Consider the following 14,867-nt stretch of genomic DNA (forward strand, 5'->3'; position numbering starts at 1 on the left):
GGTATCCAGCAGCATCGAGACGGAGGTGAATGCAATGGCATGCGAAGTAACATGCGAGGTCAGCAGCTGCAAGAACTGGTCTCTCAACAACGTCTGCGCGGCGGCAGCGATCACAGTGGCGCTGTCCGGCGAGCGGACGGACCGCAAGGCCGAGGAAGCGGGCTGCCGCACGTTCGAGCCCAGACAGCAGGAAGCTACCGCCTGATTTCCTTCTTCTCCGCTCTTCCGAAGCGGCGTGCAGGCTTCATGCGCTCAACTGCCGGCAGTTGGAACGGTGCCGGCCGAGCCGGCGGCGGTCGAAAGCCTGTCGGTCTGCCAAACGACAAAAAGGCGCCTAGGCGCCTTTTTGTCGCGGCATTTATTTCTGCAGATCCAGACAGCCGCTCAGAGGAGCCGGTTCAAAGCCTGGGCTTCGACTTCCAGCTGCTCCGCAGCATCTCCGATCGAATGGAACTCCGCTACAGCCTCCCGGATCCGGGCTCGGCTGTCCCGCATCGCGGACTGCGACCTGCGGGTGTCTTGGCTGAGCCGGCCGATCTTTCCGGATATGGCCTCGACCGTCTCCTCGATCTCCTTGGCGGAGGTCTGCACTCTCTGGGCGAGCTTTCTCACTTCCGTCGCCACGACATTGAACCCCCGTCCATGCTCCCCGGCATGCGCGGCTTCGATCGCCGCGTTCAGGCCGAGCAGATGCGTCTGGGACGAAATCTCTCCGATGATCTGGACGATGCCGCCGACCGCTTCGGCCTGCTGCTCCAGATCCAGAAGAAAGCCGAGCTTCGACTCGCTGTCTTCGACCAGTTCCTCGAACGTCGCCGCAATGCGCTCATTGCGCCCGATGCCGACTTCTGTCCGCTCCCGCAGCTCCTCCGCCATTCCCGTCAGCTTCTCCCTCACGCCCGCGGCTGCGGCTTCGCGTTCCGTAATATCGGTCGCCACCTTCAAGACGGCCTTCACGCCGCCGTCGGCTCCGATAATCGGCATATAGGTCGCTTCCAGCCACAGCTTCCTCCCGTCCTTGGCCAGACGCAGAATCTTCTCCTGGAATTTGCGGCCTTTCCTCAATTCTTCCCATAGCTTCAGATAGGCCTCGCTGGCTGCAAATTCAGCCGTGCAAAACTCCCTGTGATGCAGGCCCGGCAGCTCGTCCTTCCGGTATCCCATTGCCGCGGCAAAGTTTTCATTGGCCCAGAGCACATTTCCTTGGGCATCGAACTCGATCATCGCCAAAGCCTGCTCAAGCGCAGCCAGGACGGAATTCCCCTCCAGCACTTGCGTGCTCTCAGGTGTTAGGTGGGCTATTGTACTCAAAGATGACACTTCCCCGCGGCTGGTTTAGGAATCTAGATGTCGGCAGGCATATGGACGTTCATTACCCTTCATTCGGCGGCTTGAACCGTTTCTGTTAACCATCGAGAAAACTATTTTTCGGCGGGAATACGACCTTCATCGCCATCATGCTCAGAAACCGTTGCCCCGAACGGATCTCCGCGCACAAAAAAGCCCGCCGGCAGCATGGCTCCGGCAGGCCTGTCGATCCCTTTTCCCAATGCAAGGCCCCGATTTCCCAAAGCCTCCTTACCCTTTTGCTTGCTTGCGGAACATGCCGTACAGCTTGCCGATCGTAGCGGTATTGATATCCATATTGTTCTCGTAGGCATACTTGACCGCGTAGCCGAGCGCCAGCGTCATCGCTCCCGCCACCGAAGCTCCGGCTACGGACCCCGCTCCGGGAAACAGCTTCAGCACTTGCCTGAATACGCTTTTGCCGATATTGCCGACCACAGTGGCGACGACGAGCTCGCGCGCCGTCTCCTTGCTGATCGGCTTGCCGTACAAGACGGCCAGCCGCGTCAGCAGTCCGATCTGCACCGCCGTGATCGGCACGATATCCGCGCCGGGAATCGGAGCCGCTCCGATGGCCGATGCGGAGGCGGCCGCTCCGAGGATCCACTTGTTAGCCGCCGCCGATTTCTCCTTGAGATTTTTCGCGAACAGCAGATCCTTGGACTTTTTTCGGAGCAGCTCCAGAATGGCGGCCCTCAGCGCTTCGATATTCTCGCCGGTGCGGGAGGAGACGGGAACGACATCGTACTTGCCTCCGGTCTCCTGCTTCACCCTTGCCGTGATGCGGTCGACCTCGTCCGCCGCATCGATCTTGTTGAGCACGATCAGAATATTCGGATTCGTGTCCCGGATCGCCTCGAAGGAGCGCTTCTCCGCCTCCGAATATACCGTTCCGGCTGCATTCAGAAAGAACAGGATGATGTCCGCCTGACGGTAATAATCCATCGTCTGCTGCGAATTCTCCACCCGCACGTCGTTCAAGCCCGGCGTATCGACAAAGAAGATCCGCTCCTTGAACAGGTACGGGCGGATATCGGCCGTTTCTCCAGGCTCCGCCCCGACTGCCGCCACCGTCTCGCCGACAATGCGGTTGAGGGTCGAGGATTTGCCGGCGTTCACGTCGCCGACGAGCGCGATCAGAATATCCTGGTCGAGCTCCCTGCCGATCTCGGCCATATGCTGCTCGTACTGCGCCTCCGCGGCTCGTCTCCATTCGACTTCCCAGCCGGAAGCTGCGGGCAGAAGCTCATTCAAGCGTTCCCCGAGAGGAGGCGAGAGCAGGCTGGAGTCCGGGCGGGAATCATCCATACCGGCTGCAAGCGCGCACATGGAGCCTCCTTCCGCCGGGTGGACCAGCAGAGCGCCGGCGCTCTGCTGGCTCGACGCCTGATCCAGCTCGGCAGCGGCGGCATAAGCATCCGCGGCATCCCCTCCCGAGGGCGCCGCCGCGCTTGCCCCGTCCTCGGAGCCATCCGGGAACGCCGCCGCGTACGATGCGATGCCATCCGTCAGCGATGCGGGGGCGCCTGAGGCTTCGGATGAAGCCGCTCCGGCAGGCAATCCGGCCGCCGCCGCACGCCCCGCTTCGATCATGGCATCCGCCTCGCCTTGCATGGCCTCCTCGGCCATTTTCCGAACGCGATCCGCTTCCGGCAATTCCCGTCCCTCGTCGTGTCCATATACCCGCTCTTCCATTCCCAGTTCTCCCTTCGGCTCTTCCGTATTCGACCGTCATGAAGTCTTTCTCTCTCTTACCTCGAAAAGGCCCGGCGTGAATCTCTGGCGAAGCGCCGCGCAGCGGAAGAAAAGGTTGCCCGCACCGCGCCGCGGGTATGATAGCCTCATAACCGTAAAACCAAGGAGGTCCGCTATGAAACCCGTTCCCGAGCATCGCCCTTCCGTCCGAACATTTTCATTCCGCGATGACGGCAGCATTCCCAACCATCACAGCCTTTCCGTCCTTCTCTATCCTTCGGCCGTCTCCGAGCCGGGACGGATGGAGCCGCTCTTCGCCTCCAACGGATGGGGAAATACGTGGACGAACGGAGTCTTTTCCTATCATCACTACCACAGCAATGCCCATGAGGCGCTCGGCGTCGTGCGCGGCAGCGCCAAGCTCCAGCTGGGAGGAGAGCAAGGAGAGATCGTCGAGGTTCAGGCAGGCGACGTGATCGTCCTGCCGGCAGGAACCGGACACAAGAAGCTTCAGGCGAGCGCCGATTTCCTTGTCTCCGGCGGTTATCCCGGAGGCATGGATTACAACATCCGCACAGGCAAGCCCGGCGAGCGTCCGCGCGTTCTGGAGGAGATCCGGCTCGTGCCGATGCCCGTTTCCGATCCCGTCTTCGGAAGGGAAGGACCGCTTCTGACGCTGTGGGACCAAACCGAAGGGTTCAAATAGAGAATACGGCGGACTTGGCTCCAACATTGGAGCCGGCTGCTCCGGCGAAAGCAACGATGGAGCCGGCCCCTTTCCATACCTGCGCAGGAGAAGCATAGGTCAGGCATGGAATTAAGATAACCCTTCTTTATTTCCTTTTTTCGGCTTAAAATAGAAGTGAGTAATCACTTTTTTTGAAGGAGTTGAAGCCTCCATGGATCATCCAACGCTTCCAGCCGCAGACCTGCGGCAGATTACCCGCCGCCTGGGCAATCGTGAAGTGCTGAGGAACCTCAGCCTGCAGATTCCTCGCGGCCGGCTGACCGGCCTGCTCGGCCCGTCGGGCTCCGGGAAGACAACGCTTGTCAAGCTGCTGGCCGGCATCGACAAGGCCGATGAAGGCGAAGTGACCGTTCTTGGCCGGAGCATGCCAGCCTTGCCCGTGCTGCAGCGCATCGGGTATATGGCGCAGTCAGACGCTCTCTATGCCGATCTGACCGCCAAGGACAATCTGGTCTTCTTCGGGAAGCTCTACGGGCTGCGCGGAAGCCGATTGCAGGAAAGGATCGCCGCCGTAATGGCGCTCGTCGCCCTGGACGATCATCTCCACAAGAGCGTCGCAGCCTATTCCGGAGGCATGAAGCGGCGGCTGTCGCTGGCCATCTCGCTGCTGCACGAGCCGGAGCTGCTGCTGCTCGACGAGCCGACGGTCGGCATCGACCCCGTGCTGCGCCAATCCATCTGGCGGGAGCTGCTGCAGCTGCGCGACGGCGGCACGACGATTCTGATGACGACTCACGTCATGGACGAAGCCGAGAAATGCGACTCCATCGCCTTCATCCGCAGCGGCGAGCTGACCGCCGCCGGATCTCCGCGCGAGCTGATGGAGCGCAGCGGCGCCTCCAGCATCGAGCAGGCGTTCATCGCCATGGGAGAGGGTGTCACCGCATGAGGACGCGCGCTCTCGCCTACCGCATCATCCGCCAGTTCCTGCGCGACAAGCGCACGCTCGCGCTGCTGTTCCTGGCGCCGCTGCTCGTGCTGACGCTCATGAATTTCGTCTTCGGCGGCGCCTCCCCGGCCCCTTCCATCGGCCTCGTCACCGTCCCGGGGACTTCGCAGGAGACCGTGTCCCAACAGCTTCGTCAGGCCGGTGCGACCATCCGCGGCTATGGAGACTCCAAGTCGGGAGAGACCGCTCTGGAGCATGGGGATATCGACGCTCTGCTGGATCTGGGAGGCGCCGCGCCGCGCATCGCGCTGGAGGGAACCGATCCTGCCGTATCCAAGGCGTCGCTCGGGCTTCTCCAACAAGCTCTTTCCCCCGGCGCCGCGGCATCCGGGAGCATGGACGGCAAGCTGCAGGTGGACTACCTGCACGGCTCCGCAAGCCTAAGCTCCTTCGACGCCTTCGGCCCCGTGCTCGTCGGCCTGTTCGGGTTCTTCTTCGTCTTCCTGCTGGCCGGCGTTTCCTTCCTGCGCGAGCGGACGACCGGGACGCTGGAGCGGCTGCTGGCCGCGCCGATCCGCAGATGGGAAGTCGTCGCCGGCTATCTGGGCGGATTCGGCTTGTTCACCCTGCTTCAAGCCGCCCTCATCGCCTGGTACTCCACGTCGGTGCTTGGCTTGTATATGGAGGGCTCCTTCTGGCTGCTCATGCTCGTGAACCTACTGCTGGCGCTGACGGCGCTCACTCTCGGCACGCTCCTCTCCACTTATGCGGGCAACGAGTTCCAGATCATTCAATTCATCCCCCTCGTCATCGTGCCGCAAGTGTTCTTCTCCGGCCTCTTCAACCTCGATGCCATGAATGAATGGCTGAGGCATATCCGCCTCGTCATGCCCCTCTATTACGGCGCCGACGCGCTGAAGGGCGTCATGCTGAGGGGAGAAGGGCTTGCCTCCATATGGCCTGATCTCGCCGTGCTGTTCGGCTTCTCCCTGTTGTTCGCCCTGCTCAATGTGCTGGCGCTCAAGAAGCAGCGCTCCATTTAAACGAGCCTGCCGGCTGTGTTACGATGGACGCCATAAGGAGTTGGCAATGATGAACGATGAGAGAGAACCATGGCTGGAGGAGCTGCTGCAGGGCGGCGAAGGCAAGATGACCGACAAGCAGGCGCGCATCATCGCCGCCGCAGCGGATCTGTTCGCCGAGAAAGGGTATGCCTCCTCCTCCACGAGCGAGATCGCCTCCAGGGCGGGCGTTGCCGAAGGAACGATATTCCGCCACTACAAGACGAAGAAGGACCTGCTGCTGACGATTGCGAAGCCGGCGATCATCAAGCTGCTGGCCCCCTTTCTGCTGCGGGAATTCAAGGACGTGCTCCATGCCCGCTACGGCGCCTACGAGGAGTTCCTCCGGGCCATGGCTACGAACCGGCTGCAGTTCATTTCCCAGAACAAGCGGCTGTTCAAGGTGCTGCTCCAGGAGCTGCCCTTCCACCCCGAGCTTCAGCAGCAGGCCAGGGAAACGCTGATGCCGCTCGTCCTTCCCCAGCTGCTGTCGGTCATTCGGAAGTTCCAGGACGAGGGCAGCCTCGCCCCGCTGCCGCCCTTGACCGTTCTCCGGCTTACCGCCTCCGGCATCATGGGCTATATCCTCGCCCATCTGGTCGCCGCCGATCAGAACGCCGACGGCTGGGACGAGACGGCCGAGCTCGAAGCGACGATCGCGTTTCTGGCGAAGGGGCTCGCACCCTGACAAGTCCGTCCAGAGGGGAAGGAAGCGGCGCTTCACCCCTCAGGCGGGAAGTCTTCGAGATCGAGGCGGGGTCCCCGTCAGCCCGGCTTCCGACTGATTATGCCCGCCCGCCCGAGGCGGGCTTTTTGGCGAGGCTCCGCTGCCTTGATTAACCGGCCGCCTCCGAAGGTTAATGATGCGGAAACGACAAGCAGAAGGGTGATTTCCGCACGATGGAGCGCAACCATACGATGATGCAGTTTTTTGAATGGCATGTACCCGCCGACGGCCGCCATTGGCAGCGGCTCAAGGAAAGGTCCGCCGAGCTTAAGGCAGCCGGCATTGATGCCGTCTGGATCCCTCCCGCCACCAAAGCCTCCTCTCCGGAGGACAACGGCTACAGCATCTACGACCTGTACGATCTGGGCGAATTCGACCAGAAGGGCGCTGTCCGCACGAAATACGGGACGAAGGCGGAGCTGCTCGAAGCTATTCAGGCCTGCAAGCTGGAAGGCATCGCCGTCTATGCGGATCTCGTCATGAACCATAAGGCCGGCGCGGACGAGAAGGAGAAGTTCAAGGTGGTCGAAGTCGAAGGCGACAACCGCCAGGAGGAGATATCCGATGCCCGTAACATCGAGGGATGGACGAGATTCACGTTCCCCGGACGCGGCGGCAAGTACTCGGACTTCACCTGGAACTTCAACCATTTCAATGGAACCGACTTCGACGCCAAGCGGGACGAGACCGGCGTATACCGCATCCTCGGCGAGAACAAGGACTGGAACGAGAATGTCGACGACCAGTTCGGCAACTACGACTACCTGATGTTCGCCAACATCGATTACAACAACCCTGAGGTCAGGGAAGAAATGATCAAATGGGGCAAATGGCTGGTCAAGGAAACGGGCGTGGACGGCTTCCGGCTGGACGCGATCAAGCATATCGACCATACGTTCATCCGTGATTTCGCCCATGCCGTCCGGGAAGATCAGGACGGTCCGTTCTACATTGTGGGCGAGTTCTGGAACAGCATTCCGGAGGACTGCTTCGCTTATCTGGATGCGGTGGAGAGCAGCGTCGACCTGTTCGACGCCCCCCTTCATTACCGGTTCAAGGAAGCGGCCCAGGCCGGTCAAGGCTTCGACCTGCGCACGATCTTCGACGGCTCCATCGTCAAGGAACGCCCTCTGGAGGCGGTGACGCTCGTCGACAACCATGACACCCAGCCGGGGGAAGCGCTGGAATCGTGGGTGGACGACTGGTTCAAGCAGAGCGCATATGCGCTTATCCTGCTCCGCAAGGACGGCTATCCGGTCGTTTTCTACGGAGATTATTACGGCATCGGCGGAGAGGCTCCGGTAGAAGGCAAGAAGATGGCCATCGACCCGCTGCTGTACGCCCGCTATCACCGCGCTTACGGCGATCAGGACGACTACTTCGACGATCCGAATGTGATCGGATGGGTGCGCAGGGGCGTGCAGGAATTCGAGCGCTCCGGATGCGCGGTCGTGGTCTGCAACAAGGAGGAATGCTCCAAGCGGATGTTCGTCGGCGAGGAACGCTCCGGCCAGGTGTGGGTCGATCTTACCAATACCCGCGCGGAGCGGATCGTCATCGGCGAGGACGGATTCGCTGATTTCCCGGTAAATGGCGGCAGCGTCTCGGTATGGGCGCTGCCCGAGTTCGACGTAGAGCCTGAGGGCGGCGAATAGGACGCCCCGCAGATCATTTGCGTTTGCAGACCGGCTTGCCTGCAAAGAAGAAGAAGAGCAGGAGCAGCGTCTCAAAGCCTGAGCCTGCAGCCTGTCCCCCAAAAAAGGAGAGCTGTGACCATGAATGTAATCGACTCCCTGGAAATGACCCGTTCGGAGCTTGTGGAAGAGGTCCATGCCATACCCGTTGATCTGCTGACGCAGAAGCCCGCGGGAGGCGGCTGGTCCGTCATGGAGATCCTCGAGCATCTGTCGCTGCTGGAGGCGCGCATCGTCAAGGGCATCGAGGCCTCGCTGCTGGCCCCGGAACGCGCCGATCTCCGCCCTGCCCCGCTGGAGCTCGTCAAGGACCGCTCCCGCAAGCTTCAAGCTCCAAGCCAGGCCGAGCCTTCCGGGCGCTACCATACGCTCGCAGATGCGCTGGAGGCTCTCCATGGCGCGCGGCAGCGCACGCTCGAAGCTCTGGCTTCGTCGATAGGCACCGACGCCATGGACAGCCACGGCTTCGACCACCCTGCGTTCGGGCCGATGAGCGCCAAGCAATGGGTGGAGCTGATTCCGCTCCATGAAGCGCGCCACCTGGATCAGATTCGGGAGGTTGCCGCAGGCCTGAAGAGCGGAAGCTGACCGACATCACTTGCCGAAGCTTGCTGGAATTAGATAGACCGTATCCCGCCTAAGGCGGATACGGTCTTTTTTGCGCGCATGCTCCTATGGCATTCGCCGAAGCAAAAAACCGCCTCCCGCCGAAAAGAGCGGCAAAGGCGGCATTTCCTTTCGCTTCGTCTGGATGAAGCATTATTTACCCCCTGCTAGGAATATTTTTCCCCTATTGCTTTCACGTTAAATGCCTTATTGTGGTAGCAAGAGACCTTCCAATGTCTCCCACTTTAGCGCAAAGGAGGCCTGTCGCCGACCCGGAGGAACCCCGTTCCCGCCACGGATCAGACAGAAGGAACTTCATTTATCCATCTTACAGGAGGCATGATTAATGAGTGTACGAATGAATGACAGCCGCATGTTCATCTGGAAGCTGGCAGCCGCTTTCGCGTTGATGCTGCTGGCCCTCGCCTGCGCCAAAGCCTTTGCCGGAAGCGCCTCCGCGCATGGCTATATCGATTCCCCGTCCAGCCGCTCCAAGCTGTGCAGCACCGGCGTCAACACCGGCTGCGGCGCGATTCAGTACGAGCCTCAGAGTCTTGAGGCCAAAGGCAACTTCCCGACAGGCGGCCCGGCCGACGGCCAAATTACGGGCGCAGGCGCCTTCCCGGAGATGAATGTGCAATCCGCGACGCGCTGGAGCAAAGTCAACCTGAGCGGCGGCTCGAACACGTTCACGTGGAAGCTGACGGCCCGCCATGCCACGGCCGAATGGAAATACTACATCACCAAAAAAGGCTGGGATCCGAACAAGGCGATCGCCCGAGCGGATCTTGAGCAGTTCTGCTACATCAAGGATACAGGCAAGCAGCCTGAAGCCACCGTCACGCATACTTGCAGCGTGCCGACCGACCGCAGCGGCTACTACGTCATCCTCGGCGTCTGGGAAATCGCGGACACCGGCAACGCCTTCTACCAAGCCATCGACGTCAACCTGACGAACGGCGGCGGCACGCCGGCCGACACGACAGCTCCATCTGTCCCGGGCAACCTGCGCTCCACGACGGTATCTTCCACCAGCGTAGGCCTCGCCTGGAACTCCTCCTCCGACAATGTCGGCGTTACCGGCTACAAAGTCTATCGCGGCACGACGCTGCTGGCCACCGTGTCCGGCTCCACGACGACCTACACGGCAACCGGCCTGACGGCCGGCACCGCCTACAGCTTCACGGTCCAGGCCGTTGACGCCGCAGGCAACGCCAGCGCTTCCAGCGCCCCCCTGAACGTCACGACGCCGACGGGCTCCACGCCGGACACGACGGCTCCGACCGTGCCTGGCGGCCTTCATATCCATACCTTCGACGCCTCCAGCATCTCGCTCATGTGGAGCGCTTCGACGGATAACGTAGGCGTCACCGGCTACCGCATCTACAACGGCTCCACCCTGGTCGCCACCGTCTCCGGTACGACGCTCGAGTACAAGGTGAGCGGCCTCAGCGCCGGCACCTCCTACACTCTGAGCGTGCAGGCTGTCGATGCGGCCGGCAACGTCAGCCCGTCGGCGACCGTTGCCGGCAAGACTTCCGACTCCACGACGCCGCCGACCGGCCCTCAAGCCTGGGCCGCTGGCGTCGCCTATAAAATAGGCGATCTCGTCACTTACGGCGGCAAGACGTATTCCTGCCGCCAGAACCACACCTCCCTGACAGGTTGGGAGCCGCCATCGACGCCGGCCCTGTGGCTGCTGCAAACCTGACGAGGCTTCCGATCCAAAAAAGGAGAATAGCGAAGAGCCCCTGCCTCCGGCAGGGGCTTTTTCGGCCTATAACCAGCTATTCGGAAAAGGAATATCAAGACAGGTATTCGAAGTGCTAAACTAGGTAAAAGACTAGCAAGCGCGGCACAAGGAGGCCCTTCATGAGTACCCCCACCCTTAAGGACAAGCTGCTGAGCCGGCAGAGCGGCATCATCACCTACGGCATGACCCCGCCCAAAAATACGCATCCGGCGGAGAAGGTGAGGGAAATCGCCGACAAGCAGATCGAGCGTCTGCAGGGCATCGGCCTCGACGGCCTCGTGCTGTACGACGTCCAGGACGAAGCCCAGCGCACCGACAAGGACCGGCCCTTCCCCTATCTGGCCTCGCTTGATCCGACCGCCTATTATCGGGACTATCTCCAGCAGGAGCTCGGCCTTCCGGCTGTCATCTACCACTGCGTCGCCGGCGGGAGCCGAAGCGAGCTGGAGGAATGGATTCACCAGAACCGCGACGAGCAGCGTTATTCGGTGTTCGTCGGCGCCTCGTCGAGCAGGCAGCAGGTGCAGGTCAAGCTGCCCGAAGCCTATCGTCTGGGCACCAGCCTGAACGAGAAGCTGATGCTCGGCGGCGTCGTCATCCCGGAACGGCACCGGGGCAAGGGAGACGAGCATCTGCGCGCGCTCCACAAGCAGGAGTCCGGCTGCGCCTTCTTCATCTCCCAGGCGACCTACGACGTGGAGGCGTCCAAAAGCTTTCTGTCCGACTACTACTACCACTGCCGCGACAACGGCATCGGCATGGCGCCGATTCTGTTCAATCTGGCGCCATGCGGCTCCGCGAAAACGCTGGAGTTCATGAAGTGGCTCGGCATCAGCATCCCCAAGTGGCTCGAGAACGAGCTGATTCATTCCCACGATATTCTGGACAAATCGGTCCAGCTCTCGCGGGAGACCTTCCGCGAGCTGTATCAGTTCGGCCTGGAGAAGGGCATCCCGATCGGCTGCAGCATCGAGAGCGTATCAACCCGCAAGGTCGAGATCGAAGCTTCCATTCAGCTGGTGAAGGACATCAAATCCGATATGAGACGCTGAAGCCCTGCCTCAGGCAGAAGGCAGCTGGCGGGTTTGCAGGACGAAGAGCGCCTCGGCGCTCTTTTTTTCATTGTGCCGTCCGCGCCCATTGACAGCGAAGCCCTACCCCATTATATTCGTTGTACATACAAAATTGAAAGGAGATGGTTGATCCATGGATACCAATCCTCAAGCTCAACAGGGACCGGATGACGGCTTCCTGGATACATGCCTGTTCTTCACCGCCAACCGTCTCGGACGCGCCATCACCCGAATGGCGGAGGAGGAATTTGCGCCGACCGGACTGACGCCCATGTACGGCTATGTCATCCGCCTCGTCAATGGATCGCCGGGCATCTCGCAGAAGGAGCTGGCCTCCAAGCTCTCCATCGCGCCCTCCACTCTGACCCGCTTCATCGACAAGCTGGAGATTCGGCGGCTTGCCGAGCGCCGTGTCGACGGCAAAACCGTCCGCGTCTATCCGACGCCCAAAGGACTGGAGCTTGGCGATACGATCGTCGAGGCTTCCCGCAGCCTTCGCGTCCGCTACGAGGAGCTGCTCGGACCCGAGATGGCCCGCAAGCTGTCGGAAGATTTGAAGACCGCCAGCGGAACGCTGGAATAACCGCCCTTAAATCCGGACTTCGCCAAGCTGCAAGACTTGCGGAGATTCGTTTTCATATATTGTATGTACAACTAAAATTAAAGGCGGTCTGATTCTTGAACCTCAATTCTCCGCAAGCAAAGCCGCTCCATTACGGCTGGTTCGTGCTGGCCGTCACATTCGTCACGCTGCTTGTGTCCGCAGGCGTCCGCTCCATGCCGAGCCTGTTCATGCTCCCCTTCCAGAACGAATTCGGCTGGAGCAGGGGCAGCATCTCGGGCGTCGTCTCCATCGGAATCCTGCTCTACGGACTGGCCGGCCCCTTCTCGGCCGCCCTCCTGCTCCGATTCGGCATCAAGCGTGTCGTTGTGCTCTCTCTGGCCGCTCTCGCCGCAAGCCTGGCTCTGACTCCGTTCATCACCCGCCTATGGCAATTCGAGCTGCTGTGGGGCGTCCTGTCCGGCCTCAGCACCGGCATGATGGCCAATGTGCTCGGGGTGACCGTCGCCAGCCGGTGGTTCGTCAAGCGCCGCGGACTCGTCGTCGGCATGCTGACCGCCAGCGCCGCCACCGGCCAGCTGCTGTTCCTGCCGCTGCTGGCGAAGATCACCGTCGGCTCCGGATGGAGAACGGCGGTGCTTGCGGCGGTCGCAGCGGTCATTGCCGTCCTGCTGCTCGTCGCCCTGTTCATGAAAGACCATCCTCATCAGGCTGGTCTCGCCCCTTACGGATCCGACGACACATCGCCGCCAGAACCGTTCCGCGGCAATGTGTTCCTCGGCCCGCTGCAGGCGCTGCGCGATGCGGCCCGGACGCCGGTGTTCTGGCTGCTCTCCGGCACCTTTTTCTTCTGCGGGTTCTCGACCAACGGCCTGATCGGCACCCACCTCATTCCCGCCTGCGGCGATGCCGGCATCGCCGCCGTGACGGCCGCCGGGCTGCTGGCGCTCATGGGCATGTTCGACCTCGTCGGGACGACCTTGTCGGGCTGGCTGTCCGACCGGTTCGACAGCCGCCGGCTGCTGTTCTGGTACTACGGGCTGCGCGGACTGTCCCTGCTCTTCCTGCCATACGCCCTCCATGCAAGCCCCGTCAACCTGCTGATCTTTTCCGTCTTCTACGGACTGGACTGGATCGCCACGGTCCCTCCCACCGTCAAGCTGGCCGCGGAGGCGTTCGGCAAAGAGAGATCCGGCATGATCTTCGGCTGGATCGTCGTCTTCCACCAGATCGGCGCTTCAACGGCCGCTTATGGCGCCGGCCTGATCCGGGATTTCATGGGCAGCTATACCGTCGCATTCGCGATGGCTGGCTTCGCCTGCCTGTTCGCGGCTCTCATGGCCGTCCGTATCCGGGCCGCCGGAACGGTTAGCGGCAGCCTGGGGGCTTGAATAGGCTTGAAAAGAGATTAAAGCACGGCCCCAGCCTGCTCCTCGCCTCTGGTCCTTATTCCTGAGCCTCCGCCTCCCTATAGTCGGCCTTGCGGACGGCCGGCGACCGGCTCCCCGGCCTCTGGCTCCAAGGCGGGAGCCTGCATAGTGGGATCACGGCAAGAAAGCCCGGCTGCGGATGACCTTCATCCATAGCCGGGCTTTCGGATTATGCGCGCGCTTCTGCCGCCGGCATCGTCAGCTCGAACGGTCCGGCCGCGAGCTCGACGCCGTTGACCAGCACCTTCAGGGCATGGACGCCCGGGTAGTAGCGGCGGGTCGTGATCGGCTTCAAGGCATGATGCCGGGCGACGGCGGAAATTCCCGGCGGGTAGCTGCGCTCCGACAGCTTGAACCGCTTGCCCGAGAGGCTGCCGCTTGCCTTGACGAAGCCGATCTCATATTCGATCCGCAGCGGCACGGAATATTCTCCCCGATTGTGCACTTCAAAGGAAAATTCAAGCTCGCCCCCGAACTCTACCGACGGCGTCAGGATGCGGAACCGCTCCACGCCGGCATCGGCCGCGGCCGGATAGCCGAACAGCGCCAGCGCCTCCGGCAATCCCTGCTTGAGCAAGGTGCGGCAGCCGTGCTTCAGGATCCAGTCCGTCCGGGCCGAGCTTCCGATCTCGCGGACAGCCAGCTCCAGCACCCGCTGCGGGTGGTCTTTGGCGATATCGTTGAGATTGTTGGCAACGCTGCGCCTGACATATTCGCTGGCATCGTCCAGCATTGTCTCCAGCAGGCTGAGCACAGGCTCGGGATTCCGGACGAACACGGGCAGCCTCGTCCCCCAAGGAAGCCGCGGGCGGCAGCCTTCGCTTGCGAGCCTCCTGACATGCTCGTCGGGGCTTTTGGACCAGAGCGCGAGCCGCTCCATGACGGCCTCCGGGCGGCGTTGCAGGAACGGACGAATCGCGAATTCCGATGTCGAATACCGGCTGATCTCGGCCAATGCCGCGAGGGAGGCCGGCTCATGCTCCGGCTTCTCCATGCCTCTAAGCTCGATGAAATCGGGAAAGAAGATATATTCGACGCCACGGAACTCTTTCGCCGCCTGACATAAGAGATGCAGAGCCATTTCGTACGATTCCGGCAGCGTGTCCCGCAGCGCGAGCGTGACGAGCCTCATCCTTTCCTTGAACGGAGCCTCCCCCCAGGGGTCGCGGTGAACCAGGTCCATGAACCGTCCCGCCGGAAAGGCCGGCTCCAGCTTGCGGAGCGTATCCGCGACGGCTTCAAGCTTCTCATCGGTGTACAAATTGCGCAGCGGCTCCATCGT

At 61.7% G+C, this 14,867-nt stretch carries 14 protein-coding genes; 11 read left to right on the top strand and 3 right to left on the bottom strand.

Features of this window, described 5'->3' with window-relative positions; all coding sequences use genetic code 11:
* The first annotated feature begins 34 nt into the window (after positions 1-34).
* Positions 35-205 carry a DUF1540 domain-containing protein gene (locus PHU01S_RS10010; protein WP_083436304.1) on the top strand — a complete coding sequence of 57 codons (171 nt, stop codon included), beginning with the start codon at positions 35-37 and terminating at the stop codon, positions 203-205.
* Positions 206-384: 179 nt separating this feature from the next.
* Here the strand turns inward: PHU01S_RS10010 and PHU01S_RS10015 are convergent, their stop codons facing one another.
* Both PHU01S_RS10015 and PHU01S_RS26995 read right to left on the bottom strand, forming a co-directional pair.
* Entirely contained in the window at positions 385-1,320 is a 936-nt protein-coding gene (locus PHU01S_RS10015; protein ID WP_021881799.1) for a methyl-accepting chemotaxis protein, read from the bottom strand.
* A gap of 258 nt (positions 1,321-1,578) precedes the next feature.
* Entirely contained in the window at positions 1,579-3,042 is a 1,464-nt protein-coding gene (locus tag PHU01S_RS26995; protein WP_307721793.1) for a GTPase, read from the bottom strand.
* A gap of 175 nt (positions 3,043-3,217) precedes the next feature.
* On the opposite strand from PHU01S_RS26995, the gene PHU01S_RS10025 reads away from it, so the two are divergent.
* The 10 genes from PHU01S_RS10025 (at position 3,218) to PHU01S_RS10070 (ending at position 13,546) form a co-directional block, all read left to right on the top strand.
* A complete protein-coding gene (locus PHU01S_RS10025) occupies positions 3,218-3,748 on the top strand; it encodes a cupin domain-containing protein (protein WP_127507448.1) in 531 nt (176 codons plus the stop codon).
* A 193-nt stretch (positions 3,749-3,941) separates the two neighbouring features.
* Positions 3,942-4,679: an ABC transporter ATP-binding protein gene (locus PHU01S_RS10030; protein ID WP_048745224.1), complete on the top strand. Its 738-nt coding sequence runs from the start codon at positions 3,942-3,944 to the stop codon at positions 4,677-4,679.
* Positions 4,676-5,722, top strand: coding sequence for an ABC transporter permease (locus PHU01S_RS10035; protein WP_127507450.1), 1,047 nt, complete (start codon positions 4,676-4,678; stop codon positions 5,720-5,722). The genes PHU01S_RS10030 and PHU01S_RS10035 overlap by 4 nt, the downstream gene beginning before the upstream one ends.
* Positions 5,723-5,768: 46 nt before the next feature.
* Complete coding sequence (locus PHU01S_RS10040) at positions 5,769-6,428, top strand: TetR/AcrR family transcriptional regulator (protein WP_232316971.1); 660 nt, start codon at positions 5,769-5,771, stop codon at positions 6,426-6,428.
* A 212-nt stretch (positions 6,429-6,640) separates the two neighbouring features.
* Positions 6,641-8,122, top strand: a complete 1,482-nt coding sequence (locus PHU01S_RS10045; RefSeq protein WP_021879036.1) for an alpha-amylase — start codon at positions 6,641-6,643, stop codon at positions 8,120-8,122.
* Positions 8,123-8,242: 120 nt separating this feature from the next.
* Positions 8,243-8,749, top strand: coding sequence for a DinB family protein (locus PHU01S_RS10050; RefSeq protein ID WP_048745227.1), 507 nt, complete (start codon positions 8,243-8,245; stop codon positions 8,747-8,749).
* 364 nt (positions 8,750-9,113) lie between these two features.
* The gene (locus tag PHU01S_RS10055) at positions 9,114-10,478 is read left to right on the top strand and encodes a lytic polysaccharide monooxygenase (RefSeq protein WP_246029198.1); all 1,365 of its coding nucleotides are present in this window, start codon (positions 9,114-9,116) and stop codon (positions 10,476-10,478) included.
* A gap of 161 nt (positions 10,479-10,639) precedes the next feature.
* Positions 10,640-11,572 (top strand): methylenetetrahydrofolate reductase, encoded by a 933-nt coding sequence (locus PHU01S_RS10060; RefSeq protein WP_049868477.1) that lies wholly within the window; start codon positions 10,640-10,642, stop codon positions 11,570-11,572.
* A 154-nt stretch (positions 11,573-11,726) separates the two neighbouring features.
* A complete protein-coding gene (locus PHU01S_RS10065; RefSeq protein ID WP_049868478.1) occupies positions 11,727-12,176 on the top strand; it encodes a MarR family winged helix-turn-helix transcriptional regulator in 450 nt (149 codons plus the stop codon).
* A 95-nt stretch (positions 12,177-12,271) separates the two neighbouring features.
* Positions 12,272-13,546: an MFS transporter gene (locus tag PHU01S_RS10070; protein WP_127507452.1), complete on the top strand. Its 1,275-nt coding sequence runs from the start codon at positions 12,272-12,274 to the stop codon at positions 13,544-13,546.
* A 208-nt stretch (positions 13,547-13,754) separates the two neighbouring features.
* Here the strand turns inward: PHU01S_RS10070 and PHU01S_RS10075 are convergent, their stop codons facing one another.
* On the bottom strand, positions 13,755-14,864 hold the full coding sequence (locus PHU01S_RS10075) for a DNA alkylation repair protein (protein WP_048745228.1): 1,110 nt from the start codon (positions 14,862-14,864) through the stop codon (positions 13,755-13,757).
* Positions 14,865-14,867 lie beyond the last annotated feature (3 nt).

It is taken from the genome of Paenibacillus humicus NBRC 102415, from assembly GCF_004000905.1.
Taxonomy (GTDB): domain Bacteria; phylum Bacillota; class Bacilli; order Paenibacillales; family Paenibacillaceae; genus Paenibacillus_O; species Paenibacillus_O humicus.